General features: G+C 60.5%; 22 protein-coding genes and 4 pseudogenes. 14 read left to right on the top strand and 12 right to left on the bottom strand.

Annotated features, from left to right (window positions below; genetic code table 11):
• The first annotated feature begins 61 nt into the window (after nt 1-61).
• Nucleotides 62-523 carry a hypothetical protein gene (locus CupriaWKF_RS30670; RefSeq protein ID WP_276103839.1) on the top strand — a complete coding sequence of 154 codons (462 nt, stop codon included), beginning with the start codon at nt 62-64 and terminating at the stop codon, nt 521-523.
• 74 nt (nt 524-597) lie between these two features.
• Here CupriaWKF_RS30670 and CupriaWKF_RS30665 read toward each other — a convergent pair whose 3' ends face one another.
• The 4 genes from CupriaWKF_RS30665 to CupriaWKF_RS30650 form a co-directional block, all read right to left on the bottom strand.
• On the bottom strand, nt 598-1,224 hold the full coding sequence (locus tag CupriaWKF_RS30665; protein WP_276103838.1) for a phosphatase PAP2 family protein: 627 nt from the start codon (nt 1,222-1,224) through the stop codon (nt 598-600).
• Complete coding sequence (locus CupriaWKF_RS30660) at nt 1,221-1,598, bottom strand: transposase (protein ID WP_276103837.1); 378 nt, start codon at nt 1,596-1,598, stop codon at nt 1,221-1,223. Before CupriaWKF_RS30660 ends, CupriaWKF_RS30665 begins: the two co-directional genes overlap by 4 nt.
• A 69-nt stretch (nt 1,599-1,667) precedes the next feature.
• Nucleotides 1,668-2,102 carry an HU family DNA-binding protein gene (locus CupriaWKF_RS30655; RefSeq protein WP_276103836.1) on the bottom strand — a complete coding sequence of 145 codons (435 nt, stop codon included), beginning with the start codon at nt 2,100-2,102 and terminating at the stop codon, nt 1,668-1,670.
• 127 nt (nt 2,103-2,229) lie between these two features.
• Nucleotides 2,230-3,141 carry a site-specific integrase gene (locus tag CupriaWKF_RS30650; protein ID WP_276103835.1) on the bottom strand — a complete coding sequence of 304 codons (912 nt, stop codon included), beginning with the start codon at nt 3,139-3,141 and terminating at the stop codon, nt 2,230-2,232.
• Between the two features lie 1,075 nt (nt 3,142-4,216).
• Between CupriaWKF_RS30650 and CupriaWKF_RS30645 the strand changes: the two genes are divergently transcribed.
• The 3 genes from CupriaWKF_RS30645 (at nt 4,217) to CupriaWKF_RS30635 (ending at nt 6,785) form a co-directional block, all read left to right on the top strand.
• The gene (locus CupriaWKF_RS30645) at nt 4,217-4,552 is read left to right on the top strand and encodes a helix-turn-helix transcriptional regulator (protein ID WP_276103834.1); all 336 of its coding nucleotides are present in this window, start codon (nt 4,217-4,219) and stop codon (nt 4,550-4,552) included.
• 455 nt (nt 4,553-5,007) lie between these two features.
• Nucleotides 5,008-5,430, top strand: coding sequence for a helix-turn-helix domain-containing protein (locus tag CupriaWKF_RS30640; RefSeq protein ID WP_140952720.1), 423 nt, complete (start codon nt 5,008-5,010; stop codon nt 5,428-5,430).
• The gene (locus CupriaWKF_RS30635; RefSeq protein WP_276103833.1) at nt 5,427-6,785 is read left to right on the top strand and encodes a type II toxin-antitoxin system HipA family toxin; all 1,359 of its coding nucleotides are present in this window, start codon (nt 5,427-5,429) and stop codon (nt 6,783-6,785) included. The genes CupriaWKF_RS30640 and CupriaWKF_RS30635 overlap by 4 nt, the downstream gene beginning before the upstream one ends.
• A gap of 582 nt (nt 6,786-7,367) precedes the next feature.
• On the opposite strand, the gene CupriaWKF_RS30630 is transcribed toward CupriaWKF_RS30635, so the two are convergent.
• Nucleotides 7,368-8,669, bottom strand: coding sequence for a type II toxin-antitoxin system HipA family toxin (locus CupriaWKF_RS30630; RefSeq protein ID WP_276103832.1), 1,302 nt, complete (start codon nt 8,667-8,669; stop codon nt 7,368-7,370).
• Nucleotides 8,669-9,040 (bottom strand): helix-turn-helix transcriptional regulator, encoded by a 372-nt coding sequence (locus tag CupriaWKF_RS30625; RefSeq protein WP_276103831.1) that lies wholly within the window; start codon nt 9,038-9,040, stop codon nt 8,669-8,671. The genes CupriaWKF_RS30630 and CupriaWKF_RS30625 overlap by 1 nt, the downstream gene beginning before the upstream one ends.
• A gap of 324 nt (nt 9,041-9,364) precedes the next feature.
• On the opposite strand from CupriaWKF_RS30625, the gene CupriaWKF_RS30620 reads away from it, so the two are divergent.
• Entirely contained in the window at nt 9,365-10,357 is a 993-nt protein-coding gene (locus CupriaWKF_RS30620; protein WP_276103830.1) for a tripartite tricarboxylate transporter substrate binding protein, read from the top strand.
• A gap of 300 nt (nt 10,358-10,657) precedes the next feature.
• Nucleotides 10,658-10,972 carry a helix-turn-helix domain-containing protein gene (locus tag CupriaWKF_RS30615; protein WP_276103829.1) on the top strand — a complete coding sequence of 105 codons (315 nt, stop codon included), beginning with the start codon at nt 10,658-10,660 and terminating at the stop codon, nt 10,970-10,972.
• Here the strand turns inward: CupriaWKF_RS30615 and CupriaWKF_RS30610 are convergent.
• Nucleotides 10,880-11,734, bottom strand: coding sequence for an RNA-guided endonuclease TnpB family protein (locus CupriaWKF_RS30610; RefSeq protein ID WP_276103828.1), 855 nt, complete (start codon nt 11,732-11,734; stop codon nt 10,880-10,882). The two genes, CupriaWKF_RS30615 and CupriaWKF_RS30610, sit on opposite strands and share 93 nt — an antisense overlap.
• A gap of 353 nt (nt 11,735-12,087) precedes the next feature.
• Between CupriaWKF_RS30610 and CupriaWKF_RS30605 the strand changes: the two genes are divergently transcribed.
• Nucleotides 12,088-12,291 carry a cold-shock protein gene (locus tag CupriaWKF_RS30605; protein WP_115666647.1) on the top strand — a complete coding sequence of 68 codons (204 nt, stop codon included), beginning with the start codon at nt 12,088-12,090 and terminating at the stop codon, nt 12,289-12,291.
• A gap of 58 nt (nt 12,292-12,349) precedes the next feature.
• Here the strand turns inward: CupriaWKF_RS30605 and rpoD are convergent, their stop codons facing one another.
• The 5 genes and pseudogenes from rpoD to CupriaWKF_RS30580 all read right to left on the bottom strand — a co-directional run bounded on the left by rpoD (nt 12,350) and on the right by CupriaWKF_RS30580 (nt 18,795).
• Nucleotides 12,350-14,380, bottom strand: a complete 2,031-nt coding sequence (rpoD, locus tag CupriaWKF_RS30600) for an RNA polymerase sigma factor RpoD (RefSeq protein WP_276103827.1) — start codon at nt 14,378-14,380, stop codon at nt 12,350-12,352.
• 503 nt (nt 14,381-14,883) lie between these two features.
• Nucleotides 14,884-15,204 carry a helix-turn-helix domain-containing protein gene (locus tag CupriaWKF_RS30595; protein ID WP_276103825.1) on the bottom strand — a complete coding sequence of 107 codons (321 nt, stop codon included), beginning with the start codon at nt 15,202-15,204 and terminating at the stop codon, nt 14,884-14,886.
• Between the two features lie 171 nt (nt 15,205-15,375).
• Nucleotides 15,376-16,514, bottom strand: a pseudogene (locus CupriaWKF_RS30590) (IS3 family transposase); the annotation flags it as partial.
• Nucleotides 16,515-16,532: 18 nt separating this feature from the next.
• Nucleotides 16,533-16,844, bottom strand: a complete 312-nt coding sequence (locus CupriaWKF_RS30585) for a type II toxin-antitoxin system RelE/ParE family toxin (protein WP_276103824.1) — start codon at nt 16,842-16,844, stop codon at nt 16,533-16,535.
• Between the two features lie 550 nt (nt 16,845-17,394).
• On the bottom strand, nt 17,395-18,795 hold the full coding sequence (locus CupriaWKF_RS30580) for an ISNCY family transposase (protein WP_276101523.1): 1,401 nt from the start codon (nt 18,793-18,795) through the stop codon (nt 17,395-17,397).
• A gap of 417 nt (nt 18,796-19,212) precedes the next feature.
• Between CupriaWKF_RS30580 and CupriaWKF_RS30575 the strand changes: the two genes are divergently transcribed.
• From CupriaWKF_RS30575 to CupriaWKF_RS30545, 7 genes and pseudogenes are all read left to right on the top strand, one after another.
• Complete coding sequence (locus CupriaWKF_RS30575; RefSeq protein ID WP_276103823.1) at nt 19,213-19,971, top strand: type IV toxin-antitoxin system AbiEi family antitoxin domain-containing protein; 759 nt, start codon at nt 19,213-19,215, stop codon at nt 19,969-19,971.
• A pseudogene (locus tag CupriaWKF_RS30570) lies at nt 19,964-20,873 on the top strand (nucleotidyl transferase AbiEii/AbiGii toxin family protein). The gene CupriaWKF_RS30575 and the pseudogene CupriaWKF_RS30570 overlap by 8 nt, the downstream one beginning before the upstream one ends.
• Nucleotides 20,870-23,710 (top strand): annotated as a pseudogene (locus tag CupriaWKF_RS30565) (error-prone DNA polymerase); the annotation flags it as partial. The pseudogenes CupriaWKF_RS30570 and CupriaWKF_RS30565, both read left to right, overlap by 4 nt.
• A gap of 256 nt (nt 23,711-23,966) precedes the next feature.
• Complete coding sequence (locus CupriaWKF_RS30560; protein ID WP_276103822.1) at nt 23,967-24,212, top strand: AbrB/MazE/SpoVT family DNA-binding domain-containing protein; 246 nt, start codon at nt 23,967-23,969, stop codon at nt 24,210-24,212.
• Nucleotides 24,209-24,604, top strand: a complete 396-nt coding sequence (locus CupriaWKF_RS30555) for a type II toxin-antitoxin system VapC family toxin (RefSeq protein ID WP_276103821.1) — start codon at nt 24,209-24,211, stop codon at nt 24,602-24,604. The genes CupriaWKF_RS30560 and CupriaWKF_RS30555 overlap by 4 nt, the downstream gene beginning before the upstream one ends.
• Before the next feature lie 18 nt (nt 24,605-24,622).
• Nucleotides 24,623-25,195, top strand: a complete 573-nt coding sequence (locus CupriaWKF_RS30550; protein ID WP_276103820.1) for a DUF4337 family protein — start codon at nt 24,623-24,625, stop codon at nt 25,193-25,195.
• A 131-nt stretch (nt 25,196-25,326) separates the two neighbouring features.
• A pseudogene (locus tag CupriaWKF_RS30545) lies at nt 25,327-25,428 on the top strand (PHA-granule associated protein 4); the annotation flags it as partial.
• Nucleotides 25,429-25,569: the final 141 nt, after the last annotated feature.

Below are 25,569 nucleotides of genomic sequence, written 5' to 3'. Positions count from 1 at the left end.
AAAAGTAACATCGATGTGGTCGCGACTCCGCAGCCTATCGAGCTGACCGGAGAGCAGGACGGTGCGATCGCTCGGGCGATTGAGCTCGGTAAGCGGCAGATCCCAGCAGGAGATCGCCGATGGCCGTATTCCGCCGACGGTGACCGACTTCGCCGGGCTACACGATTTCGTGGATGCCAATGAGTTTGGCGGACTGTGCGAGGACGATGGCGAGTGGAACCGCCTGTTCCCGCGCACCAGCGCCGCGGAAGAAGATGCCTTCTTCGAGGCCGCCAACCGCGTGCAAGAGGCGCTGGGCCAGTGGTTGACCGCCAGCGTCGAACGCAACGCATTGTTGGTCGAGAAGCTTGTCGAGGATGCACTGAACGCTGCATGCCTCTCCGTGCAGGATGGCCTCAAGGCGAGCGCGGGTGACGTAGCGGGGGTGTTCTTTTCCGGATCGCAGAAGGAGGCGTTTCAGACTATGTTTGCGCGCTACGTGCTCTGCGAGATTTCCGTGATGGCTGAAGATGAAGGGGTTTGACCAGCCGGAGCATGAAACCGGCTGAGGATCGGTATCACTGGCCTCATGCGGTAGAAAAGAGACAAGGCCGCTAGTCAGGTTTGCGAGCACCCGCGAAAGCCATGAGGTAAGGAACGCTTTTGGAGGAGTTGCGCACCGATTCCAGACAGGAGACCCAGCAGCATGCCGGCGCTCAAGTCCACGGCCACATGCTGTCGAACCTGGATGACGGTATAAAGGATGGCCAGACCCCACACAAAACCAACAAGTGTGACCCAAAAGTTCTTCGTTTTGGCCAACGCCCACGCGCACAAAAAAGTCAGGGCGCCATGCAGAGAGGGCAGGCAGTTGCAACGACTGTCCCATTTTTGCATCCAGACCAGGAACTGCGCACTGATACTGTTGTCGGCTATGGTCGGGTAGTGCAGCGTCGTGGGCCACAGCACAAATATGGTTCCTGCAACCACCCCGCTGGCCTGCAGGGCACGAGTCAGCCAACGCAGGGTAGGGGTGTCAACGACCAGGTAGGTCAGTGGAACCATAATAAAGAATGACAGGTATATCCATACACCTGCTGGATTGAACGGAATGGCCCTGTCCAGGAATGTTTCCGGCAGCACCGTTTGTCGCGTTGGGGTGAAAGTACACAGCAGGATGTACAGTAGTCCAACGGGCCCCCAGCCCCGCAGCTGCTGCATTAAGCGAGTGCGCAGGTTCATCATGTCATCTGCCACGAAAAACGTGCGCAAATGTGCGCGCCGTTTCCTTCCCGCCCCGAGGCTCCTTGCTGGCCGACCTCGTCTCTGACGGATGTAACTTTCCCGCCCACAATTGGCGACATGCCTCTCGCAGTGCGATTCGTTGCCGAACCACTCGCCACGGGTAGCGCAGTTTCGGTTGCGAGCCGTTCAAGGCTGATCGCTGCGTTGTGATCGCGGTCATGACTAATGCCGCAGGCCGGGCACACGATGCGACGCTCGCTAAGCGCAAGTCTGTCGAGCTTATTGCGACAGCAGGACATCAGCTTACTCGACGGAAACCAGCGATCTGCAAACACAAGGTGCGTGCCGTATCTCTTCGCCAGGCAAGTCGTCAACGTGCAGAAAGGCCCCGGAATCGCGAGATTTCGGGGCCTTTCCTTTTGCAGCTGTCGGTCGCGAATCGATTACAGGGCGGCGTCCTTGAGCTTCTTCAGGGGACGCACCTTCACCTTCACGCTGGCCGGCTTGGCGGCGAACCACTGTTCCTGACCGGTGAACGGGTTTTTGCCGAAGCGCTTCTTCGTGGCCGGTACCTGGATGGCCTGCACCTTGAACAGGCCCGGCAGCGTGAATTCGCCTGCGCCCTTCTTGTGAATGGCGCTGACGATGGTGTTCTCCAGATGGGCGAGCACCGTCTGAACGGCCTTCTTTTCCAGCTGGGTTTGCTCGATCAGGTGAGCCAGCAGGCTGGACTTGTTGAAGGTGTCCTTGATCGGCTTGGCGACCGGGGCGGCAGTGGCTGCCTTCTTAGCCGGGGCGGCAGCCTTCTTGGCCGGAGCGGCTTTCTTCGCTGCGGTCTTCGTTGCAGTCTTTGCTACAGGTTTTGCTTTCGTGGCCATAGTCGTAGGTCTGGATGGAAATGCGCGCCTGCAAGCCGGATTTGGCTTGCAGCGCACCGGCGAAGCATAGCAAAGAGGGGCGGCTGTGCAAGGCCGGGATTTCACGCAGCGTTCGAACGGTGCGCGCTTACAACGGTCTGTCGACAGGGATCGTGGCGGCGATGCGGTCGCACGTGCGGTGGCTGGACAGGCCCAGCATCTGGCTGACTTCCTCGCGCGAGCGTCCGGCCAGTAGTTGCCGCCGGCCGAAGGTATTGCGCAGCGTGCGCGGGCTCATCTCCGCGTCCGCCCCGCCAATCGCTTCGAGCACCGCTGACACGATGCGGCCGAAGCTCATGTCTGTGACCGGGCGCCCGTCCGGGGTGAGCGTGAATAGTCGATCGCCCTCGATCGGCAGCGTCTTGCGTCGCGTCAGCCACGCACGCAGTACGGGCAAGGCAAAGTCGGGCAGGTGCACCGTGCGGGCGTCTCGCGGCCCGTGTGCCGGCACGAAGAGGTAAGGAGGGCGGGCGTCCGGGACCAGGTCCAGGATGCGCGCGGCGCGGGCTTCGGCGGCGGTGATGCCGGTAGCCAGAAGCGTGGCGACGATGGCGCGGCTGCGCAGTTGTGCCAGATCGTTGGCAGGGGATTGTAGATACGCCTGCAGCCGTGCATCGGCGTCGGCGTCAAGATACTGCGGCGTGGGTTCAGTGTCCGGCCATCGCTCGACGGCGAGAAAAGGGGCGGCCGGGTTGTCCTGCCGAATGCCGGCGAAGACCAGGTGCCGGCATAGCCGGTCCAGCAACTTGACGTACCGCATGCGCGTGGCTTGGGAATAGGTGCGGGCTTCCGCGCTTAGCCAGAACGCCTCGATATCGTCGGCGCCAAACGTGACGACAGACGTTTCTCTGGCCATCAGATGTCGGCGGAAGTGCTCGAACATGGCCTGGTGCTGGACGATCGAACGAGCCGCGAACGGGCGGCGATCCGCGCCGGCGGCCTCGCGTGCCTGCCAGTCCCGGTAGGCCGAGGTGGGATTCGTGAGCCAGAGGGTATCCATGACCGCTGTTATATACTGAATTTGCCCCTTCCCACACCCCTGCCGCCTCGTCGAGGCGGATATTGCCTGTAGGAGACGGGGTCACTCCTGCGGCCGGCCGTAGCGATTCCGACGGGCGGATAGCCTTGCACGCGTTCTGGCATAGCGGGGATAGGCGTCATCCAGCATGCCCGTGATCCGCTCCAAGCGGTGCTCCTGCGTGAAGCAGCACGCGAGCAGGCATTCCCAGGCGCAGTAGCGCCTGCGGGAACTGGAGATTGCCGACCTTCGCCCGTGCCTTCAGGCCTGCGCGTCGGGAGGCGGTTGAGCTGTGCCAGACCGGGTCAACCACGCCAGACAAACTCGTGGCGTTGGCCCATGCGTCGAAGTCGAAGAGTTCGTACGTGGGCGCGCGAGAATCTGCCCGCGCGGGGTCAGCGTTCCATCCTTTCACCGAGGAGCCGGCATGAGCGACTTTGACCGTCAACTGCGATCCAGTCATGCCGCCGATAGAGCGGTGTGCCGTTTAGATTTTGGCCGATCCTCTCGCCGAACGCCGGCAGAGGTCAATTGCACAAGCCGGCGGATCCAACTTCGTGCGGGAACAGGTGAGCAACAACAAGGCCGGTGCATGGGTGAGGGCGTGCGACGGGGTTGAGAACAGGGACAGTCGCGAGGGGGCGGTAAGCATGGGAAGCGGTATTCACGATGATGCTTCCAGATTGCCCACGCACGAGGAACGTCAAGGATGCGCGGCACTCAGGTAGTGTCGAGCAGAGGTTGCCGCATTGTCCGTCCTACGCCAACGCGCGCCACGTGCGTTCCGGGCGCATGGCTTTGGGAGCGGGCCATCCCGATTCGCCCCAATTGGTGATGGTCTCCGTCTCCTCTCGAAAGATGGACTTTCATCTCGGACCTCGGCGGGCGAAAACGCTCATTGCCGATACCCCAAAGCTCTTAATACCGAGGGCCGGCATGAGGCAGTTACCCTAGCCGAGAAGGCAGCCAATCCCGTTTCGGATTATAATTTCACGATCATGAAATCACCTGGCCAGCAGCTTGCTCTCTGGCTTGCCTTCTTCACGGACGGGCCTCTATGCCGCGACCACTACCTGATCCGACGCCGCCTTCGCGCGCGACAATTCGCACCATTCACCAACTGGGCGACCGCATTCGAGCAACCCGCGCCGCGGAACGGATGCCCATTGACCAGGCAGCAAGGCATTGCCGTGTCTCCATCGGCATGCTGTCCAAACTAGAGAACGGCAAGGGAGTCAATCTCGAGCACGCCCTGCGTGTGATGGACGGACTGGGTTTGACGATGCTGGTCGTTCCCAAGGCGCATGCGTCTTGGCTCGAACAGGCAGCGGTTCATGCGGCCAAGATCAGCGAGGGTGCGGCCAGGGACCAGCATGCATGGCCGGAAGCCTAGCACCCGATCAGGCTGGGCCTCATCCTCGGATGCGGTCCTCGATCTGTGCGGAAATACCGTTCGCTTGGCGTGCGGACGCGCCTTACGCCTAAGCTGGCCCATCCGATGCGGTGCTGCTCCTGCGGGCGGCTTTTCTCCCGCTGCGGCATGGACGGCAATCCACGCGTGAGGGGGAATCGGCGAGGAAACAATCACTCTGTCCCAGCCCCCTCCCACCACCGATGCCTAAGCGATCCGCAGTGTCTGTCGCACAACGCCGCAGGTCCTGCGATCGCTGCGCTCAGTATCAAATGTAAAGTAAACGACACTCATAAGATCTCGTGAACGAGACATCTCATCATTATTTGGTATTAATGTCATGATAGCGTGACGTTAATGGCGATTAACGCTTGCTTCGCTGCAAGGTAACGCTATAGTGACGTTAACGTAAAATGAATGTCCCACATAGGTGACGTATGAACCTTGTTGAACTTGGGATGGCTTTCAAGGCCGCCCGTCTCCAGGCGCGCAGGACGCAGCAGGAAGTCGCTGACCTAACTGGCATCTCGCGCTCGCGCATTAGTGCCTTCGAGAACGGTGGACTTCCCGAGCTTGGCGTCGTGAAGGTGTTGTCGCTTTTCGAAACAGTCGGACTCCAGTTGGTCGCTCGTCCCTTGGGGCAAGGCCACACATTGGATGACCTGGTGGCAGAGCAGTTTCAGAGCGTCGGTGGTGCGCATGCCTCCGACATCGAGCACGTTCTCCCGAAGTCGTTATTTGAGCGGAATCGCATTCTGCGGCAGCGGGTCCGCAATGTCCGCACAGGCGAACAAGATTTCCGATCTGGCCTCGCAAGTTTCCTCAAACCAAATACTGGTAAGAAAGATCCCAAGAAATGACAAAGAACCTCGACGTGTATGTCGACGGCCAGATGGTGGGTCGACTCACGGAAGAAGGGGCGGCCGGGGTTTTCAGCTATTTGCCTGGCGTTGATCCGGACAAGCTCGTCTCTCTCCCCATGCCTGTTCGCCTGCAGTCTTACGTATATCCGCGCGGCGTTCATCCAATCTTTCAGATGAATCTACCGGAGGGCTACAAGAAGGACTTCCTTCGAGAAGCCGTTGGCCCGCACGCGGACATGAGTGATATCGGTTTGCTTGAGCTCACCGGAGCGAATGGTATCGGTCGCGTGCAGGTCGTGCCGGAAGGATTGGGGCTGGCAAGCGCAAAGGACGTTGAGGACATGGCCAGCGTGCTGGCTTCTGCAGATTCACGCGAGAGCTTGCTGGGCCTCCTCAGAACGGATATCTCTCAAGGCGTTTCCGGGGTCATGCCAAAGTCATTTGCAGTGGAACGTGCCCCAAATCTGCGTGAGCGGGACAAAGTCACCGCCCAAACGCCGAACTACATCCTGAAGACGGGCTCGGCGGAGTTACCTTGGATCGCTATCAACGAATATCTCTGCCTCGAAGTGGCTCGGCATGCTGGCTTGGAAGTGCCAGTGACTCGCCTTTCCAATGATGGGCAGGTGCTGGCCGTGAAGCGATTCGACCGAACTCCTGACGGATCGATGATTGCGTTCGAAGATTTTTGTTCACTCGCAGGCCATCTTCCAGTGGACAAATACAGCGGCGGTCCTAGCGGGGGAGGGTCACTTGAGGCGCTGGCCAGGATCATCAAGCTACGCGTTCCGCCCGAGCATCAACAAGAGGATATGGCAAGACTGTTCACGCTCCATCTCGTGAACTATGCGTTGAAGAACGGCGACGCGCACCTCAAAAATTTCGCACTTCTTTACACAGCCCACAACAATGCTCGATTTGCGCCGGCGTTCGACATTGTCACTGTGACCGTCTACCCGCACTTGAAGCGAGATACACCCGCGCTCACACTCGCAGGCAAGAAGGTATGGACGTGCGGGAAGACGCTTCATGAAGTCGGCGGTAAAGTCATGGGACTCCCGGCCTTCGTGAGAAAAGCCTGCCTCGAGAAGGTGGAAGATGCGGTCCAACAAGTGCTGCCGATAATGCAAGAGATGACGGAGCGATTCCCCGATTTTCGGGAGACAGCGAAACTGATGGCGGACGAGTGGGCAAGGGGCTTGGAGGATATCAAGCCGACTGCCAAGCCCGGGAAGACCGAGCCCGCGCCGCTGCGCGAGCAAATTGGCTTGTCTGGCCCGAAGGGCACCGCAAAAAAGGAAGTGAACCCCTATATCAACCCGGATGGTGCGTTTAGCCACAAATCACGATAGCGCTGGCTGGCCGCATGGGAGCCGTCAAAGAGACCGGGCCGTGAGGTCGGTCCAAATCCGTGTATGCCAACGGACGTAGCGGCAGGGCGTGTCGTGCCGAGCTTCTCGTCGATGAAGATCCGCGACGCTGACCCAGCGCGGGCCGATTCTTGTGCGGCCGCGGACCGCTTCCTCGACCTCGAACTTGGCCGATGGATCAAACTCATAATTGCGGCCGCACGTTGGCTCGCCCAGGGAGCCAGCCAATTGGATCTAGCGGGAGCGACAGGCTGGAATTGCACGGGCGTCAATCTCGTCCTGCGGGTGCTGGACGGACTGGGTAACCATGCTGGTCGTGTTGAAGGCACATGGTTCTTGGATCGAGCAGGCAGAGGTCCATGCGACCAAGCCTTCAGAGTGATCACGGGCGCAATCGTTCCGGCTTCCTTCAACACGCACGGGGGCGGGACGGTCGGAAGCTAGGGCCAGCCCGAGCATCACGCTGACCGCGGAGACGTAAGCATCCTGACGTACGCCGGTAAGTCCAGGTACTGGTATCCGTCCGTAGAATTCCCAGGAGATCATGCTCCAATAGTCCCAAGCCTACTGGAGCATCGTCCTGGCGATGCTCATCTGTTCGTTCTCAAACGCGGGCGCGAAATCGTCCAGGTCGCGTGCGGTCATGCCCACGGCGGAAGACCGGGCGACGGTTTGCCAGTCGACGATGGCCTGGTACACCTGGCCCAGCACTCGCTGAACGGCAGCCGCATTGAGGCGAAAATAGGCAGCCACACCTACGACCGCTTCGATGGAGTCGACGGGGCCATAGCCTTCATCGAGCCACAGCTTGAGCTCCTGATCTTTGTCGGGGAACGGATTGATATCGAAGGCCGGCGACAGGCGCCACTGGCCGTGCTCCACATGCAGAAAGCCGTGGTTTTGTACGTGGTCGTCGACGTTTGTGATAAGCAGATTGAACGCCAGCCGACGCCATAGCTCTTCAAGGTCGCGGGCGGGATCGACACTGTTGGCGATGATGGCGTCGGCAATCTGCGTGTATGCGTAGTCTTCCTGCCGAGAAGCCTGCATCATTGAGCCAGCTGACAGGTAGGGAATTCGCCCGCCATTGGCGACCCGGTCGAACCGGCGAACAAGCGCGACAGGGATGTCATCAGACATGACGATGCGGGAGTCTGCTACCGAGATGCCCGCGGCGGCTGCCAGGTGCAGGGCCAGAATCTCGCCCCGGGTCACGCTGCGGTCGTCCTTGACACTTGGAAACTTGCCGATGGCCAGGTGGCCGTCTTCATCGACGATGGTGCACTTCGGGCGCATCCCGCCCAGCGACGTACCGCGTCCGCGCAGGTAGCGCAAGTCGGCTTCGGTCTCCTGGTTCATCTCCACCGCGCGAGAAGCTGCCATCAGGTGTGCGAGCTCTAGCAGCGGCGGTGTGCCTCGGCCGTCGTCTTCGATGACCCGCAGGAACTCCCTGGTATTCTGGTCGACAAGCCGGACGGCGCCGATTCGACTCACATCGTCAACGCCCAGCAGGTAGTCCAACTCGCTCAATTCGGCGGCTGGGACGGGCTTGCCGTTCTGCTGGGCCTGTTTGCGGCGCTTGGCGTGGTCGCGCGCGATGACCCGGCAGCCCCAACCGTCGGGCTCCGTGTCCGCGAACGCGAAATGGAAGATGGAGTCCTCCTTGGAGGGAGCTTTGCGGAACTGGTTGCCCTCTACAAGGGGGAGGTCGGGTGAAATCCAAAACCTGTCAGCACCGGCCAGCCAGACGTTATCGTAGGAAAAGCTGGAATGTTCCCGTTTGCCGTCCTTCGTATACGACAGTTCGCCAAGAGGAATCCCGGCCCGGCCCAGCACGACGCTCACCTTCTTTTGTTTGAGAGCCATTAGAGTGCTCCCGTCTTCTTGGCGCTCTTGCGCCGCACGCGCTGGGGCAGCCGCTCGTTCATGAGTGACAAGCCAATCTCATCGGACGCCGTGTCCAGCAAGTCAGTGATTTTGTTGAGCTCGCCAAGGACGAAGAATGCTTGGACGACTGTCCCGATTTGTACCCGCGAGTCACCCTTTTCCATCCGACGCAGGGTGGCGACCGACGTCTGAATGCGCTCGGCCATGGACTCCTGTGTCAGCTGTCGGCGACGGCGGGCCAGCGACAGGTCGTGGCCCAGTTTTATCAAGGCGCGAGAGACTGGCGTCGGCAAGACGTTGTCATCACTAGCGCTCATATATGAGCGTTTTTGCAAGATACGGGTGGCCATGTGCGCGGTTATGGGCGGGTGACTATACCGCGGTTATTTTCGCCAACCTTCGCTGAGAGGTCAAGTGATCGCTCAGATATGAGCGATCATTTTGGTTTTTCGCTTATGCGTGAGTGCTTATTCCGGACCTGGGTTCGGTGGGTTAGATGCTCAAACGGCGTGAAGCGTCATATGCGGCGCCCTTGTGCGCTTATCGCGCAAATCTCGGCGGAGAGGGCTCTTCTTTCCCACATCTTCGATGCTGCCGCACCGAAAATGGATCGGCCGACCGTGTCGGCTGCGAATGCCCTCCAGAAAGAAAATAGGGCCGCAGGACAATGAAAGATGGAGATGAAATTGAGCGTCAAGAAGCATTTGATCAGCGTGGTGCAGCTTGCGGCTATCGCCTGCGTTGCTGTTGGCAACAATGCCGTCGCGGCCGACGCCTGGCCCGTCAAGCCGATCAAAGTGATTGTTCCCTATACGCCCGGGGGATCTACCGACACTGTGTCGCGCGTCGTATTCGAGAAGGTCTCTCAAAGTCTTGGGCAACCGATCATCATCGAGAACAAGCCGGGCGCGAACAGCACGCTGGGGGTCGGTGTCACGGCCCGCTCGGCACCGGACGGTTATACCTTCGTGTCGGTCCTGGCGGCGTACAGCGCAAACATGTCGCTGTATTCAAAACTGAGCTACAAACCGTCGGATCTGGTGCCAGTTGCTCAAATGGCGGAGCTGCCGCTGTTCCTATTTTCAAGCAAGAAGCTGCCGGTCAAGACGGTGGCCGAGCTGGTCGCTTACGGCAAGGCGCATCCAGACACGCTTACCTTTGGCTCCAGCGGCGTCGGCAGCTCGGCGCATCTGACCGGCGAGCGGTTCGCGATGGAATCGAAGGTAAAGATGACGCACGTCCCATATAACGGTAGCGCTCCGATCTTGCCGGCACTTGTTTCGGGCGAGGTCTCGGTTGCATTCGATCCGTTGCTCGTACCGATGCCGCACGCGAAGCAGGGCAAGATCAACGTGCTGGCGGTGGCCTCTGCAAAACGCTGGCCTGGCGAGCCAAATATCCCGACCATGGAAGAAGCAGGATTTCCGGGCTTCGTGATGAGTTCGTGGACTGGACTCCTCGCGCCAGCTGGCACGCCGCAGGCAATCGTCGACCGGATGGCCAGGGAGATCGCTACGGCTGTGCGCAACCCGGATGTTGCAAAGAAGCTGACCGACCTGGGTTTTGTGCCGGTGAGTGGTACGCCGGATGAGTTTCGCAAGCTGATCGAGCGGGACACCGCGCGTTACGCGGCAATCGTCAAAGCCGGCAAGATTTCGCTCGACTAGAGGTCTTGTTCCGCAGACAGTGGAGCCGCGCAAGTTGGTGTATTGCGCGGCGTTCGCTAGCATCTAGCCGAATCTGGCAAGCAAAGGATCCCTCGCCCAACGGCCTATCTCACAAGCGGTCGTTGTCGAGTTGAGTTAACTTTCACGATAGTGAAAGAACCCTGTGAGCCGCCTCCACGCTGGCTTTCCTTCTGCACGGAACGTGTCCCACTCCCTGATCCGACGCCCCCCTCACGCGCCACCATCCGTACCATTCCGCAACTGGGTGACCGCATTCGCGCCACCCGAGTAGGGGAAGCGATGCCTATTGACCAGGCAGCAAGGCATTGTGGTGTGTCTGTCGGCATGCTGTCCAAGCTAGAGAACGGCAAGGGCGTCAATCTCGAGCACGTCCTGCGTGTGCTGGACGGACTGGGTTTGACGATGCTGGTCGTGCCGAAGGCGCATGGTTCTTGGCTCGAGCAGGCAGCGCCCCATGCGGCAAAGGTTGGCGACCGTTCCATCAGACTTGCTCATTCCTGCTCAAACAGGAACAAAGCTGACTTCCCGCTTCGCGGAGGACGGTTTCACTCGGGTCTTGCGATCCGAGCCAGAGCCTTCCTCTCCACGGGCTGACACCGTGGAACTCACGGCGTGGTTGCACAGGTTCACGGCCGCGTTCACATCGCGGTCGTGAATCGTCCCGCACGGGGGACACATCCATTCGCGCATGGACAGCGGCAAGCTCTCCAGCTTGTGTCCGCACGCCGAGCACGTCTTGCTGCTGGCATAGAAGCGGTCGGCCACCACCACCTTGGCTCCGCGCATGTCCGCCTTGTACTCCAGCTGCCGCCTCAGTTCGAAGAAGCTCATGTCGGCGATCGAACGCGCCAGGTGCCGGTTCTTCACCATGCCGCGCACGTTCAGGTCTTCAATGCCGATGGTGTGGAAGCGGCGAGTGAGATCAGTCGTGAGCTTGTGCAGGGCATCCGAGCGGATGGTTGCGATGCGGGCATGCAGCTTCGCCAGCTTTGCCTTCGCCTTGCGACGATTGGCCGATCCCTTGACCTTGCGCGACAGGCTGCGCGATAGCTTGCGCAGGCGGGCTAGCAAAGCCTTGTGCGGCTTGGGACCAGGAATCGCCTCTCCCGTCGAGAGCGTGGCCAGCGCCGACACACCCAGATCGACACCCACTGCCCCTTGGTTTTCGGCTTCGGGCAGGTGCGAACTGTCGGGTGTGTCCACGGTGATGCTGACGAACCAGCGGTCGGCCACACGGGAGACCGTGGCCGACATGATCTTGCCAGCAAAGCGCAACGTCTCGCGCATGCGCACCCAGCCGAGATTGGGGATGCGAATGCGTGAGGCGTCGATATAACAGCTGACGGAGCCTGTCATCAGTCTGCAACGGCAGTTCGACAGCCCGAAGGGCCTCAACGAGGCTAGGGAGATCGCTGCGAAGGACGGAGCGCGATCGACCTGACAGACCTCTGCCAAGGCATCCCTCGAAAACATCTCACCGTTGGAAGCGCTTGAGCGAGGCATGCTCGAGCGTCAAGGACGCGGCCGAAGCGTTCGCCGAACGCTAGGAGACCCCTTGTCGCTGACTCCGCCCAGCAAGCGTCATGGCACGGCTCAGCGGAGCCGCTCAAATAACACCGGATTGTCGGCGACGGCTCACCTGTGATACAAGATGGCCGCACGTCTGGCGCAGGCCGGCGGCGTCATCTAAATCTTGGAACATTCAGAACATGGCAACAGGTACCGTCAAGTGGTTTAACGATGCGAAGGGTTTTGGCTTCATCACGCCGGACGACGGCGGCGATGACCTGTTCGCGCACTTCTCCGAGGTTCAGGGAAGCGGCTTCAAATCACTTCAGGAAGGCCAGAAGGTCAGTTTTGAAGTCAAGCAGGGCCCCAAGGGGAAGCAGGCAGCGAGCATCAAACCGCTGTAAGTCTTCTGCGCTGCGGGTCTGGAGCAGGGCGTCGAAAGGGGCCGCGCCTCCGCCTTTCTCAATGCTCGAGAAAGGGCCTCAACTTGTCAGCGCGACTGGGATGCATCAGTTTGCGCATCGCATTGATCTCAATCTGACGGATCCGCTCGCGGGTCACGTCGAACTGCTTGCTGACCTCTTCAAGCGTACGATCAGAGGTCGTATCGAGGCCGAATCGCATCCGCAGGACCTTGGCCTCGCGCGGCGATAACCCGTCGAGTGCCTCATCTATCGCGGCGCGCATATTCGCCTGAATCGCGGCCTCAGCCGGTGAACTCGCCGAGACATCCTCAATCATGTCGCCGAGCGTCGCGTCGGCGTCGTCGCCCACAGGGGTCTCGAGCGAGACAGGTTGCCTCGCGCTCTTGAGGATACTGCGCACTTTTTCCTCGGACATCTCCATGCGCTCGGCGAGGACAGCGGGATGCGCTTCCTGTCCCGTCTGTTGCAGGAATTCGCGCGAAATCCGGTTCAGCTTGTTGATCAACTCGATCATGTGGACCGGCACACGAATGGTCCGCGCCTGATCGGCAAGCGCGCGCGTGACAGCCTGTCGGACCCACCAGGTGGCGTACGTCGAAAACTTCCAGCCGCGCCGGTATTCGAACTTGTCCACCGCTTTCATCAGGCCGATATTGCCTTCCTGGATGAGATCCAGGAACTGCATGCCGCGGTTCACGTATTTCTTGGCGATTGAAATGACAAGGCGAAGATTTGCTTCGATTAGCTCTCGCTTGGCCTGCCGCATCTTCAACTCCGCGGCACTCATCTGGCGATTGATCTGCTTGAGCTGCTGGAGGGGCAGCGAGACCCTGGCCTCGATGTCGATGAGCTTCTGCTGGCTGGCCTGAATGGCCGGCAGATGTCGCTTGAGCGCGGCGCCAAACTGCGGCGAAGTCGCCGCCATGTGGCGGGTCCATTTAAGGTCGGTCTCGTGTCCCGGGAACAACTCGACAAACGCCTCGCGCGGCATGCCGCAACGGTCGACGGCGATCTCCAGGATGCTGCGCTCGATCGCTCGAACCTCGGTAACCTGTTCGTGCACACTGGCACACAGGCGGTCGATCGTCTTGGCCGTGAAGCGGATCGGCGCCAGTTCGCGCTGGATCTCCGAGCGCAGTCGCGCAACGGCTGCGGAACGGGCTTTCCCGGTCACGGGCGCGTCCGGCAACTGCTCGAACAGTGCCCGCACGCACGCGAAAATCGCAAGACTGTCGACCGTGAGTTCTTCGAGGCGGGCTGCGTTCGCTTTCTCCGGATCCCCGGCGTCCGCTTCAGCCTCATCACCGTCTGAGTCATCGTCGGAGGCGTCTGCTTCCACTTGAACTTCATCGGACTCCAGCGCCATTTCGCTTTCGTTCACATCGTCGCTGATGCCAGCGACCAGCTCGTCGATACGCAGTTCGCCGGCAACGATGCGGTCCACATCGGCGAGAATCGTGGACACGACTGACGGGCACGCGGCGATCGCCTGAATCATGTCCTGCAAGCCGCCTTCAATGCGTTTAGCGATTTCGATTTCGCCGGCGCGAGTGAGCAGTTCACTGGCGCCCATTTCGCGCATGTACAGCCGGACCGGATCAGTCGTGCGGCCGAATTCGGAATCGACGGTCGACAGTGCAGCTTCCGCTTCCTCGTCCGCCTGATCGTCGGATGCCGCGGCAGGCGCGGCGTCGCTTAACAGGAGCGTCTCCGCGTCGGGCGTCTGCTCGTACACGGCCACCCCCATGTCGCCGAACGTGCTGACGATAGTCTCCATCGCAGCAGTTTGCGTAACGTTGTCGGGAAGGTGATCGTTGATGTCCGCGTGGGTGAGATAGCCACGCTCACGGCCAAGCGCGATCAGCGCGCGCATCTGGCGTTGACGCTCCTCGTCCTGACGCGCCATGGACGCTTTGTCCAGCGGTGTTGCGACCGCCTGGATCTTTCCTTTTGAAGAGCGGCGGCCGGTCTTTGACGTGACCGCGATCGTGCGGGATGCTGAATCGTCGCGAACTGGATTTGCCAATACACTCTCCTCGACGGATTGGCCGACAATCGTCGCGGACATGACGGCTGGTCAAGGCTGTCGGGGTGCGAACGAAATCGTGGGATGGCGCACGGATAGTCGAGGCCGGAATGCCTCTCGCGGAATCCGGTGTGCGCAGAATGGGGGGATGCTGAATAATACCAGCCGCCGTTGTGCGGCGCAACATGCGGTGGCTACGGCTTCGTTGAGGCCATCAAATGTGATTTATGGGCTCAGATTCGCCGAATGGGCGTTTCGTCTCATGGATGCTTTCACTCTACTGGGGCCCCGGCAATGGCAAGGCGGGCCCGCCCCAGTGGTTAGATGCTGACCTCGCAACCTCTTCAACTCAAGCCGAAAGCATTTTTCCTCACCCCGGGCGGCCACGGCTAGCCTGGTGCCTGGCAGCGACAAAGTTGGGATCAATCTTCTGCGCAGAAAATTGCACTGATGAGCGGACGCAGCAGTGAGCTGGGACGCAGCGTGCGAGAAAAAAGCAAAGGGCGCCGAAGCGCCCTTTTGCGTTGTTGGCAGTTCTGGTGGGCTCAGCCCTTGATGGCCTGGCGTTGGCGCTTGAATGCCTTCAGATCCGCCACAGCAAATAGCTGGCTGCGGCCGACTTCGGCATGGGCAGTCAACTTTCCATCGTGTACGAAGCGGCGGAAGGTAGCCATCGAGACCTCAAGGTATTCGGCGGCCTCGGCTGCCGTGAAGTCGTCGTGAGCCAAATGGCCAAAGACTTCGTCGTGGCTCAGGTTCTCGTCGCGGAATGCCTGTTGACCCACCAGGGCAAAAAACTTGAGCCGCTCCTGAGCAGGCATCTTGCCAAGAGTCTTCATTAGCTCTTCTGCGGTCATGATGTTCATGCTTTCCTCTCTGCCTTCAGGTACTTCTTGAGCTCGTCGTAAAAATTCTCATTGGGGTTGCCCCGTTTCATCGGACAGATTCGCATTGGAATTTTATGTCGATGGGTTTTCTCCTTGTGATGGGGCAGTGTATGCCCGGTGTAGCGCCGGATTCATGCCATTGACGGGAAGCTTTTCAAACTCCTGCGGAGACCGATATCCCAGTGCGCTGTGCAGGCGATGCGAGTTGTACCAACCCTCGATCCAGGTGAACAATGCCTGACGGGCGTCGTCGTGCGTGGCGAAGCGCGAACGCATCAGCAGCTCGCATTCGAGCGTTGCGAAGAAGGACTCGCACATGGCGTTGTCGTAGGCATCGCCCACCGAGCCCATCGAAGGCTGAACGCCGGCCTCGCGGCAACGTCGCCCGAAGGCAACAGACGTGTATTGGCAGCCCTGGTCCGAATGGTGAATCACTGCGCTGGGATGTCGCTGCGCCAGCGCCATGTCCAGCGCTTGCAGCATCAGTGCGGTGCGCAGATGACTACCCATGGCCCAACCTACGATGCGCCGGCTGTACACGTCCAACACGACAGCCAGATAGTAAAAGCCGGCAACGGTCGGAATGTATGTCGCATCGGCGACCCACAGCTGATTTGGCGCATCGGCAGAGAAGTGTCGCTGCACCAGATCGGGCGCGGGTCTGCCCGCTGGCGCACGGTGGGTGGTGCAAATGAAGCGCGGCCGGCAAGCCCCGCGCAGGCCGGCCTCACGCATCAGACGCGCCACGCGCTTGCGCCCGACGTGGATACCTTGGCGCAGCAGCATGGCATGCACACGTGGCATCCCATAGGTACCGCGCGAGCGGGCGTGAATCTCACGGATTTGCGCGAGCAACAGCTTGTCACTCACGGCATGAGCGCTCGGACGTCGTTCCATCCATGCATGGAAGCCGCTGCGCGAGACCTTAAGCAGCCGCGCCATGGTGGACAGCGGAAAGCGGTCCTGATTTGCCTTCATGAACTCGAACCCTTGTCGGGCAGCGTGTCGGTCTCCCGGGCAAACCAGGCCGCGGCTTTTGCAAGTATCTCCCTCTCCATTTTGAGTTGCCGGTTCTCACGGCGCAGCCGCGTGAGTTCCTGGCGCTCCGCCGTGGTCAGGCCGTCCTGACGAACGCCGGCATCGCGATCCGCTTGGGCAACCCAGTTGTAGATCGTCTGGGCCGTGGGTTCGAACTCCTTGGCCAGATCCTCCGGACGGCGACCTGCATGGACCAAGTCAACCATTTGCTGACGGAAGACCGCACTGTACGGTGGGCGCGTTTTCGGCATGGTGCACCTCCTGCTTACTCAAGATAGGCACTGTCCGAAAAAGCGGGTCACCTCCACATGCGAGCCAACCTGGCAAAAATCGATCAGCAACAGATCAATGTCAATGCCTTCGGCTCTCTGCTCTGGAGTGGGTGGCCGATAGGCCATCAAGTATTCTTGGCGGTTGAATTTGAACTTGTGGACCCAGATCCCCGTCAGATCGCCCACTTTCGCTTCCCCGATGTTCGGGTTGTCACAGACGACCTCCACTTCGTCCTCGATTCTCAACTGAAGTGGCTTATGCGCCTTCTTAATAAACTGACTGAAGGGCTTCTTATAGTTCGGCGTCATGATCTCTTGTTTGCTCAGTTTTGATTGTATAACAAGTCAAAATTGATTGCTAAGCCATTTCGTTATCGATCTGCTAAGGGTTCCGGAACAATGTGATTCTATTGATACAAAAAAAGCAGCTCATGAGGTACATCCCGGGAAGGGTGACACGTTTGCTCTGAGTCGATGCCCCCGACCCAACATCGGCGCGCAGCATCAGGCTCTGCGCAGCGAGCCTTGGCGATTCGGTCGCATGGGGATTGGAACCGCTGTTCGGTGGCGCGGAATGAAGTTATCGCCGAACACCACATTTACTGCTGTGGGCGGCCGACATGCCGGAGAAGCCAGTTTCCCGGCATGTGCTCCAAAAGGCTCATGTCAAAGCTAAGTTGAAATGTCCGGGCGCCAGCAAAGTTGAAATGTCCGGTTGTCCGGCGTCTTTTCAGCTTGTTTGTTCAGTCTTTTGAGGTTCCCGTAGGGCGGTGGTGCTGGCCTGACACGACGGAGTCCAGCTCAGGGTGGGGCTGTCATTCCAGCAGGGCGGATTTGAATTCCCAGGAGTAAGCGGAAATCAGTTCTCAGTTCCGTTAAGCGGCCACGGTTGCTGCTGTAAGCGTTTTAGCGCTTCCAACATGTCGTTCTGATCCAGCGAGCGCTGTGACTTCTTGCCTGGCGGTCGCCCACGCTTGCGGACAACGCCTTCGGTGGCAGGCAAAGAGAGAGATCGCGTGTTGTCGCGTTTCTCCTGAACGTACTGCGCCAGTTGCAATACGTGCCCCAGCCGCTTGTTATCCACGATTGCCCCCTGATCGACTTCCGACAGCTTGTCGTAGATGGTGTAGGGCAGGGCGACGCCATTCGCGCGTGGCTCGATCCTGCCGTCGGGGTAGTGGTAGACGTCGATATAGCGACCGGCGAGCTTGCGGTGCTCGGGTGTATCTGCCAGCAGGTAGAGCATCTTGTCGTACTGGATCGTCAGGCTCTTCGAGACGCAGCGTGGTTCGCGCCAGGCGAAGATCAGATCCAGGTTCTCATCCGGTCGCAGCGGACGATGCGCGTTATGGCTGTTACGCGGGACCTTGGCGAAGCGCGCGTTGTAGTCCGCGATGAATTCGGGCATGAAGGCGTTGGCAGCTTCCATGGTGCTGATATTGCGAAGGCGCAGCTCCTTGACCAAGCGGTCCTGCAACGTCAGGTGGGTCCGTTCGACGCGGCCCTTGGCCTGGCTGCTGTTGGCGCAGATGCCCTCGATGTTCAGCTCGAACAAGGCCCGGGAAAACTGGGTATGGCCATCGCCGCCGGTGGCATTCGGCTTGTTGACCCGGAAGACGCTGGCCTTGTCGCTGTAAAACGCCACCGGCTTGCCATGGCGCTCCAGGTAGGCGCGAGTTGCAGCGAAGTATGTGAACGTGGCCTCGGAATGGGTAAAGCGCAGTTCCATGATCCGGCTGGTGGCGTCGTCGACATAGACCAGCAGCGTGCAGGCCGCAGCGCGCTCCTCAAACCAGCGGTGATCGCAGCCGTCGATCTGAATCAGCTCGCCATAGCAGGCACGGCGGTTGCGCGGCTGGTAGACCTTCGGCGGCCGCTGTTTGCGCGGTATCCAAAGCCCAGATGCCGTCATCAGGCGGCGGATCGTTTCCTTGGACAACGTGAGTCCATGGCGTTCGCGGAGCTTCTCGCAGGCCAGCGTCGGCCCGAAGTCGGCGTAGTGTTCCCGGATCAGGCCCAGCGCCGCGGCTTCGCGGTCGGCCGACAGCCGGTTGTTGCTCGGACGGCCGCGCTTGCGGGTCACGAGTCCCGACGGACCTTCTTGCCGGTAGCGCTCCAGCAACCGCCGCAACTGCCGGTCCGTGATCTCCAATCGTTCTGCGGCCACACCGGGCCGTAACTGACCATCCACAACCGCCTGGACGGTCTTGAGCCTGTCTAACTCATGCATGCTGACTGTAATGACCTCGGATTTAGCCATCCTCTGGCGTCTCCATCGTGTTCAACCGGGGCAGGCTAAATAACACGAATGGACCGCTCAGGCGGACATTTGAACTTTGCCAAAACCGGACATTACAACTTTGCCGCTACAGCTCAAATACGCCGAATAAGGGTTATGTTAAATCGTGTTGCGAGTGTACGGACGGGTTCCCAATGCCGGAAGAAACGCGAGTCAGGCCCCGGTGGTGACTGCGACAGCGGCGTCGCGCCGCGGGCGCCAGTGCATCGGACGTCGGCTTGCGGCGACCACAACGCTCGGCCCGCTGGGTGGGACCGCCGTCTGTCGGGAAATCAGGGGTGATTAGATCGGGCTGAGATAATAAAGCCAATTGCTATTTTTCGATCATTAGGCTGTCTCGGGACGAGCGGTGATTGGATTTGGTATAGAATTACAAACATGGAGTTAAGTTCCAGATATGATGTAATCAAGCGTCTACAGGCGGAGCTGCCCCGCGGAGCCCCGTTCGACCTTGCCGTGCTGAGTCAATTCGGCGTCTCGCCCCAACTCGCCGCCCATTACGTCGACGGCGGGTGGCTCGTGCGTCTCGCTCAAGGCGTCTACGCGTATCCGAACGATGACTTCAGCGTCTACGGCGCATTGTTGTTCCTCCAGAGGCGGGTGCCGGGGCTTCATGTCGGTGGCAAAAGTGCGCTGGCCTGGCAAGGTGTGAGGCACAACCTCGGCAGCCGGGATGCACTGGTGCTATGGGGAGACAACCGCTTTCCCTTGCCGACCTGGTTCACGAAGCGTTTTCCCGGGCGCTACGTCCATGCTCACCTGTTCGACTGGCCCGACGACGAATTGACACGTAAAACCCTGACCACCCCTCCGAGCCTGCCAGAAGGGTTGCACGTTGCCACCCCCGAACGCGCCATGCTCGAACTGCTGTACGAGGTGGGTGTCAAGCAAAGCCTTGAAGAGGCTCGTAATCTCTTCGACGGGTTGCGCTCGCCCCGAAAGGATCTGCTGGGACGCTTGCTGACCTGCTGTACCAGCGTGAAGGCAGTACGCCTGTTCCTCACATGGGCACGCGAAACGAACCTCGTGGACGTGGATACCCTGCTGGAACAGTACGCGGTACGTACTGGCAGCCCCAAGCGCTGGATGAGCCGACTGGACGACGGCACTTTGCTTAGCCTAAAACCCCGTGGATAAAACCTACGCAGACACCGTTCGCTTGCTGCTGACCGTCGCACCCGACGTGTTTGCCTACGACATTTTCGCCATCAAGGGCGGCACCGGCATCAACCTTTTCGTGCGGAACATGCCACGTCTATCGGTTGACATCGACGTGGTGTACCTGCCGTGGCAAGTGCCGCGCGATGAGGCGCTCCGGGCGATCAACCAGGAGTTGGCTGCCATCGGGGAACGGGTTCAGCCGCTGGGCCTGCAAACACGCCTGATCCGGGCCAAGGATCTCGGAGAAACCAAGCTGATCGTCGAGAACGAGACGAGCCAAGTGAAGGTCGAGGTGAACGTGGTGTTCCGTGGAACCGTATTGCCGGTGGAGCACCGGCCGTTGTGTGCCGAGGCCAGCGACCTGTTCGGCGTCGAGTTCGAGCTGCCGATCCTGACGCAGGATGAACTTTACGCAGGCAAGCTGGTGGCCGCGCTGGACCGGCAGCATCCCCGCGACCTTCGACGTGTGGCAACTCTATGAATCGGGCAGCCTTACCGACGGCATGGTGGAATGCTTCGTGGTCTATTTAGCAGGCCACAACCGGCCCACGCATGAAGTCCTTCTCGGCAACGACAAGGATATCGCCGCAGAGTACGACCGGGCGTTTGTCGGCATGACTGAGGTTCCCTGTTCCCTGGAAACTTTGCTGGAGGCTCGCGAGCGACTGCGTCAGGAATTGCCGCGACGGCTGAGTGCGGCTCAAAAGCAATTTCTGTGTGGCCTGGCCCGCGCGGAACCTGATTGGTCCCTGCTGCAATGTCGGCATGCCGCCGAAATGCCCGCACTGCGATGGAAGCTCAGCAACCTGGAAACCTTCCGCAAGCGGCGACCTAGCGACTCTTCGGCGCAGGCTGCATTACTGGAAGCTGGCCTCTGATCACGCTGGCTCGCATGCGCGCCGCCAAAGGCTCCTATGTTCTGACGCCACGCGACCTCGCGGCACCGGAGGCGCCCCACCAGCACCTCAAGGGTTTGCCCGACTGCCTGATCGTCTTCACGCCGGATTACGGCGTGCCGGCCGACAAGCTCGACACGCAAGCGTCATGGGTGAGCACCACCTTCGCCGGTCGGGCCTGGATGGGCCTGAACCTGCTGTACCGCCCGATGGACGATATTCACCGCGGGACGGTCGAGGCGGCCGCCGCGCGCCACCATCTGCGCCTCGTGGCCATCGGCTGCGTCACCATGCACGTGCGCTCGCGCAAGCCAATGCACGACGTGCTGACGGCGATCCGCGTGGGCCGTCCTGTTCCAGAGTGCGGCTACGACCTGGCACCCAATGCCGAGCAGCACCTGCGTTCGCGCCTGCGCCTGGCGAACATCTACCCGCACCGCTATCTCACCGAATCCATCCACATCGCCAACCTCTGCCAGTTTTCGTTGGATGAGTTGCGGTATGAATACCCCGACGAAGTGGTGCCGGATGGCACCACACCAGCGGACTATCTGCGCGCCGAGACATACGCCGGGGCCCACCGCCGCTTCCCCGCCGGCATTCCTCTTGTCGTGCAACAGTAGCTCGAGCATGAACTGGCGCTCGTCCGGGACATGGACTATGAGCGCTACTTCTTGACCGTCTATGACATTGTCCGCTTCGCAGGCTCCAACGGTATTCTGTGCCAGGGCCGTGGCTCGGCGGCCAATTCCGCAGTCTGCTACTGCCTGGGCATCACGGAAGTCGACCCCGCGCGCGGCAACCTCCTGTTCAAGCGGTTCATTTCCAAGGAGCGCGGCGAGCCCCCGGACATCGACGTCGACTTCGAGCACCAGCGACGCGAAGAGGTCATCCAGTACCTGTACCGCAAATATGGGCGAGATCGGGCAGCGCTCGCGGCCGCGGTGACGACTTACCGCCCGCGCAGCGCCTTGCGCGATACCGGCAAAGCGCTGGGTGTGGATCCGGCTATCGTGGACCTCGTCGCCAAGTCGCATCACTGGTTCGATGGCAAGGCGGATCTGCTCAAGCGCTTCGCAGAAAGCGGCGTCGACGCTCAAGCTGAGCTTTCCCAACGATGGGCGAACATGGCCGTCTCATTACTCGGCTTTCCCCGCCATCTGTCCCAGCACACGGGCGGCTTCGTGCTCGCGCGCGACAAGTTGTCACGACTCGTGCCCATTGAGAATGCCGCGATGGTGGACCGCAGCGTGATTCAGTGGGACAAGGATGATCTGGACGCCTTGGGTTTGCTCAAGGTGGACGTCCTGGCGCTCGGCATGCTGTCCGCCGTGCGACGCGCGCTGGACCTCGTTGCCGAGCAGCGCGGCGAGGCCTTCGAGCTGCAGGACATTCCCGCGGAAGACCCGGCGACCTACGACATGATCTGCCAGGCCGATACGGTAGGCGTCTTCCAGATCGAATCGCGCGCCCAGATGTCGATGCTGCCACGCCTAAAGCCTCGCACGTTCTACGATCTGGTCATTGAGGTCGCCATTGTTCGCCCCGGACCGGTTCAGGGCGGCATGGTGCACCCTTACCTCTGCCGGCGGCAGGGCTTCGAGCCAGTCACGTATCCCAGCGCCGCGATGGAAAAGGCGCTGTCCCGCACGCTGGGTGTGCCGATCTTCCAGGAGCAGGTGATGCAGGTGACCATGCTGGCCGCCGGCTTCTCGGCGGGCGAAGCCGACCAGTTGCGGCGCGCAATGGCCGCGTGGAAGCGCAAGGGAGGTATCGACAAGTATTACGACCGGATCGTCTCGGGCATGCTCGAGCGTGGCTACGACCGCGAGTTCGCCGAAAGCATCTTCCGACAGATCCAGGGCTTCGGCGAATACGGATTCCCCGAGAGCCACGCAGCCAGCTTCGCCCTGCTCGTCTACGCCAGCGCCTGGCTGAAATGCCATGAGCCCGAGGCCTTCCTTTGCGCGATGCTGAACAGCCAGCCCATGGGCTTCTACACGCCCTCGCAGTTGGTGCAGGATGCGAAGCGGCACGGGGTCATCGTCCTGCCCGCAGATGTATCAGTGAGCGGCTGGGATTCCGCTCTTGAGCATTCGTCCGGCGGTACCCGGCCGGCAGTGCGACTCGGCCTCTCGCTGATACGCGGTATGCGGCGAGAGGCCGCGCAGCGCATCGAGGAGGCCCGCGCGATTCGGCCGTTCGCCAGCACTGCGGAACTGGCTCGGCGTGCGGGGCTCGATCGGAACGACCTGCAAGCGCTCGCCGCAGGCAATGCCCTGGCAGCGATGACGGGCGGGCGCCGGCAGGCCCTTTGGCTGGCCGCTGCGGCGGTGCCCGACAAGGACATGCTGCGGGCTGCTGAACTCGTCGAAGAGCCGGCGGAACTGGCGCAGGCGACCGAGGGCGAGGAGATCGTCGGGGACTACAGGGCGATGGGCCTGACGCTTCGTCGCCACCCGCTCGCCTTGCTGCGCCCAATACTGGCCGAGCGGCGTTTTGTGCCAGCCTCGGAGCTTGCGCATTACCAGCCGCGGCAGACCGCCCGTGCGGCCGGCATTGTGACGGTGCGGCAGCGCCCGAGCACCTCAAATGGCGTCATCTTCATGACATTGGAGGATGAGACCGGCGTTGTGAACGTGATCGTGTGGCCTGGCGTCTTCGAACGCTTTCGCAAAGAGGTCCTCACCGCGAGGATGGCCGGCATCTACGGACAGTGGCAATGCGAAGGCGAAGTGCGACATCTGATCGCTCAGCGCGTCGTGGATCTTTCGTCGATGCTCGGCCGGCTGGGTACCACGAGCCGGAATTTTTGCTGACGCCTGGCGCCTGCCGTTTCTCTCTCATAACAGGTCCGAAAATCGGGCGTATTCCGAGATAGAGAATCGATGAACATCAAACGCGCCAAGACCCTGGCTATGGCAGAGGTGGGGGCAGTCTAAGCAACTTGTGCTGCGTGTGACCCGGATGCCGCATCAACTGCGCCTTGGTAGTGGTGTTACAAGGATGAGAGAATGCGCTTGCCCTTCCGCATTCCTTACATTAAAGTAAGGAAATGAAATATCAGGAGGCGCTATGGCTTCTGCAACCGTGACATCAAAAGGGCAGGTTACGATTCCTGTGGATGTGCGGACCCATCTGGGCCTGTCTACGGGGGACCGGATCGAATTCGTGCTCAATGAACAGACGGGACGATATGAAGTGGTCCCTGCTACCCGTTCGGTAACCGCTCTCAAGGGCATTATTCGCAAGCCCTCTAAGCCGGTCTCGATCGACGACATGAACGCAGCGATAGCGGAACAAGGGGCTTCCGCCCGATGATTGGTCTCGACACGAATGTGCTAGTCCGGTACTTCGCGCAAGATGAACCTGTGCAGGCTAAGCAGGCAACCGAACTGATCGAGTCGCTGACTGCGGACTCCCCGGGTTATGTCACACAGGTGGCCCTTGTCGAAGTCGTGTGGGTATTGGGACTGGCTTATAGTGCGGACCGCGATGAAATCACGCAGGTGGTCGAGACGCTGCTACGGACGAAGGAATTAGTAGTCGAATCGGCGGAAACAGTCTGGAAGGCATTGCGCCTTTATGGCGGATCATCGGCCGATTTCGCCGACTGCCTAATTGAACGGATGTGTCACGACGCGCAGTGTGAATACACAATGACGTTTGACACGAAAGCGGCCAAGGGCGCCGGAATGCGGCTCATGAAATAAGGGAAAAGAGAACAACAGATGTCTGAAGGATTCCATGTCCATGGGGCCCACGACCACGCGCTGGAACACGCAGCGGAAGCTGGCCACGCCGACAGCTTTGCTGGGCGCATCGCCGTAATGACGGCAATTCTGTCTACGGCAGGTGCCATTTTCGGCTACCAGGGCGGGGCGACACAAAACGAGGCGCTGCTGCTGAAAAACGAAGCTGCTATCCACAAGACGGAGGCAGCCAATCAGTGGGCCTACTATCAGGCCAAGGGCCAGAAACAGGCTATCGCGGAACTGACCGCGCAACTACCTGGTGTCGATCAGGCCGCGGCTCAGCGAGAGGCCAAGCGGTACGGGTCCGAAAAGGAGGCCATTCGTCAGAAGGCGGACGCACAAGAAGAGCAAGCAAAGCGAGCAGATGAAGCCAGCGAGGCAGCCGTTCATCACCACCACCGTTGGGCGCAAGCTGTCGTCGCCGTCCAGGTCGCGATCGCGCTGGCGGCCATCACCCTGTTGTCGCGCCGCCGCTGGTTACAGGCCGTCTCATATGGCGCGGGTGCAGTCGGTGGAGTCCTGGCCACGCTCGCGCTACTTCACGTGTAGAAAAATGAAATGGACCACGTCGTCCTGACCCCGGCGATAGTGGCTGATCTTGTGAGCGACTGTCTTGGAACAGTGAAGGTTCTTGGAATCGTTGGTCGGTGCCGAACGGGAAAGCCCTTGTCGTTGAAGCAGCGACTGACTTGGAGCGCCTGGAGGGAAAAGCGGAGAAGCTCGGGGACTACATCCTCGCTGGACACCTAATGCGGGATGTCGATGCTGTGTGGACGGAGTAACGCATTGCCATGCAGCCTTCCTGAGGTCCAGAACAGGATCTGCGCCGTGAGTCGCGCCTTGATTTGCCTGGCCGCCTTGGGCGGAACTCTTATCTCGCACGCAGAGATGGTTGGCCGGTCGCGGATTGCCCGTAGTCGTGG

The organism is Cupriavidus sp. WKF15 (assembly GCF_029278605.1).
Taxonomy (GTDB): Bacteria; Pseudomonadota; Gammaproteobacteria; order Burkholderiales; family Burkholderiaceae; genus Cupriavidus.
This window is presented reverse-complemented; position numbering and strand designations above follow the sequence as displayed.

Bases quoted from the DNA above. Each gene is read 5' to 3' on its own strand.
- CupriaWKF_RS30665 (WP_276103838.1), bottom strand. From the start codon at position 1,224: ATGATGAACCTGCGCACTCGCTTAATGCAGCAGCTGCGGGGCTGGGGG.
- CupriaWKF_RS30655 (WP_276103836.1), bottom strand. From the start codon at position 2,102: ATGGCCACGAAAGCAAAACCTGTAGCAAAGACTGCAACGAAGACCGCA.
- CupriaWKF_RS30650 (WP_276103835.1), bottom strand. From the start codon at position 3,141: ATGGATACCCTCTGGCTCACGAATCCCACCTCGGCCTACCGGGACTGG.
- CupriaWKF_RS30645 (WP_276103834.1), top strand. From the start codon at position 4,217: ATGCCGCGACCACTACCTGATCCGACGCCGCCTTCGCGCGCGACAATT.
- CupriaWKF_RS30640 (WP_140952720.1), top strand. From the start codon at position 5,008: ATGAACCTTGTTGAACTTGGGATGGCTTTCAAGGCCGCCCGTCTCCAG.
- CupriaWKF_RS30635 (WP_276103833.1), top strand. From the start codon at position 5,427: ATGACAAAGAACCTCGACGTGTATGTCGACGGCCAGATGGTGGGTCGA.
- CupriaWKF_RS30630 (WP_276103832.1), bottom strand. From the start codon at position 8,669: ATGGCTCTCAAACAAAAGAAGGTGAGCGTCGTGCTGGGCCGGGCCGGG.
- CupriaWKF_RS30625 (WP_276103831.1), bottom strand. From the start codon at position 9,040: ATGGCCACCCGTATCTTGCAAAAACGCTCATATATGAGCGCTAGTGAT.
- CupriaWKF_RS30620 (WP_276103830.1), top strand. From the start codon at position 9,365: ATGGAGATGAAATTGAGCGTCAAGAAGCATTTGATCAGCGTGGTGCAG.
- CupriaWKF_RS30615 (WP_276103829.1), top strand. From the start codon at position 10,658: ATGCCTATTGACCAGGCAGCAAGGCATTGTGGTGTGTCTGTCGGCATG.
- CupriaWKF_RS30610 (WP_276103828.1), bottom strand. From the start codon at position 11,734: ATGACAGGCTCCGTCAGCTGTTATATCGACGCCTCACGCATTCGCATC.
- CupriaWKF_RS30605 (WP_115666647.1), top strand. From the start codon at position 12,088: ATGGCAACAGGTACCGTCAAGTGGTTTAACGATGCGAAGGGTTTTGGC.
- rpoD (WP_276103827.1), bottom strand. From the start codon at position 14,380: ATGTCCGCGACGATTGTCGGCCAATCCGTCGAGGAGAGTGTATTGGCA.
- CupriaWKF_RS30595 (WP_276103825.1), bottom strand. From the start codon at position 15,204: ATGAACATCATGACCGCAGAAGAGCTAATGAAGACTCTTGGCAAGATG.
- CupriaWKF_RS30585 (WP_276103824.1), bottom strand. From the start codon at position 16,844: ATGACGCCGAACTATAAGAAGCCCTTCAGTCAGTTTATTAAGAAGGCG.
- CupriaWKF_RS30580 (WP_276101523.1), bottom strand. From the start codon at position 18,795: ATGGCTAAATCCGAGGTCATTACAGTCAGCATGCATGAGTTAGACAGG.
- CupriaWKF_RS30575 (WP_276103823.1), top strand. From the start codon at position 19,213: ATGGAGTTAAGTTCCAGATATGATGTAATCAAGCGTCTACAGGCGGAG.
- CupriaWKF_RS30560 (WP_276103822.1), top strand. From the start codon at position 23,967: ATGGCTTCTGCAACCGTGACATCAAAAGGGCAGGTTACGATTCCTGTG.
- CupriaWKF_RS30555 (WP_276103821.1), top strand. From the start codon at position 24,209: ATGATTGGTCTCGACACGAATGTGCTAGTCCGGTACTTCGCGCAAGAT.
- CupriaWKF_RS30550 (WP_276103820.1), top strand. From the start codon at position 24,623: ATGTCTGAAGGATTCCATGTCCATGGGGCCCACGACCACGCGCTGGAA.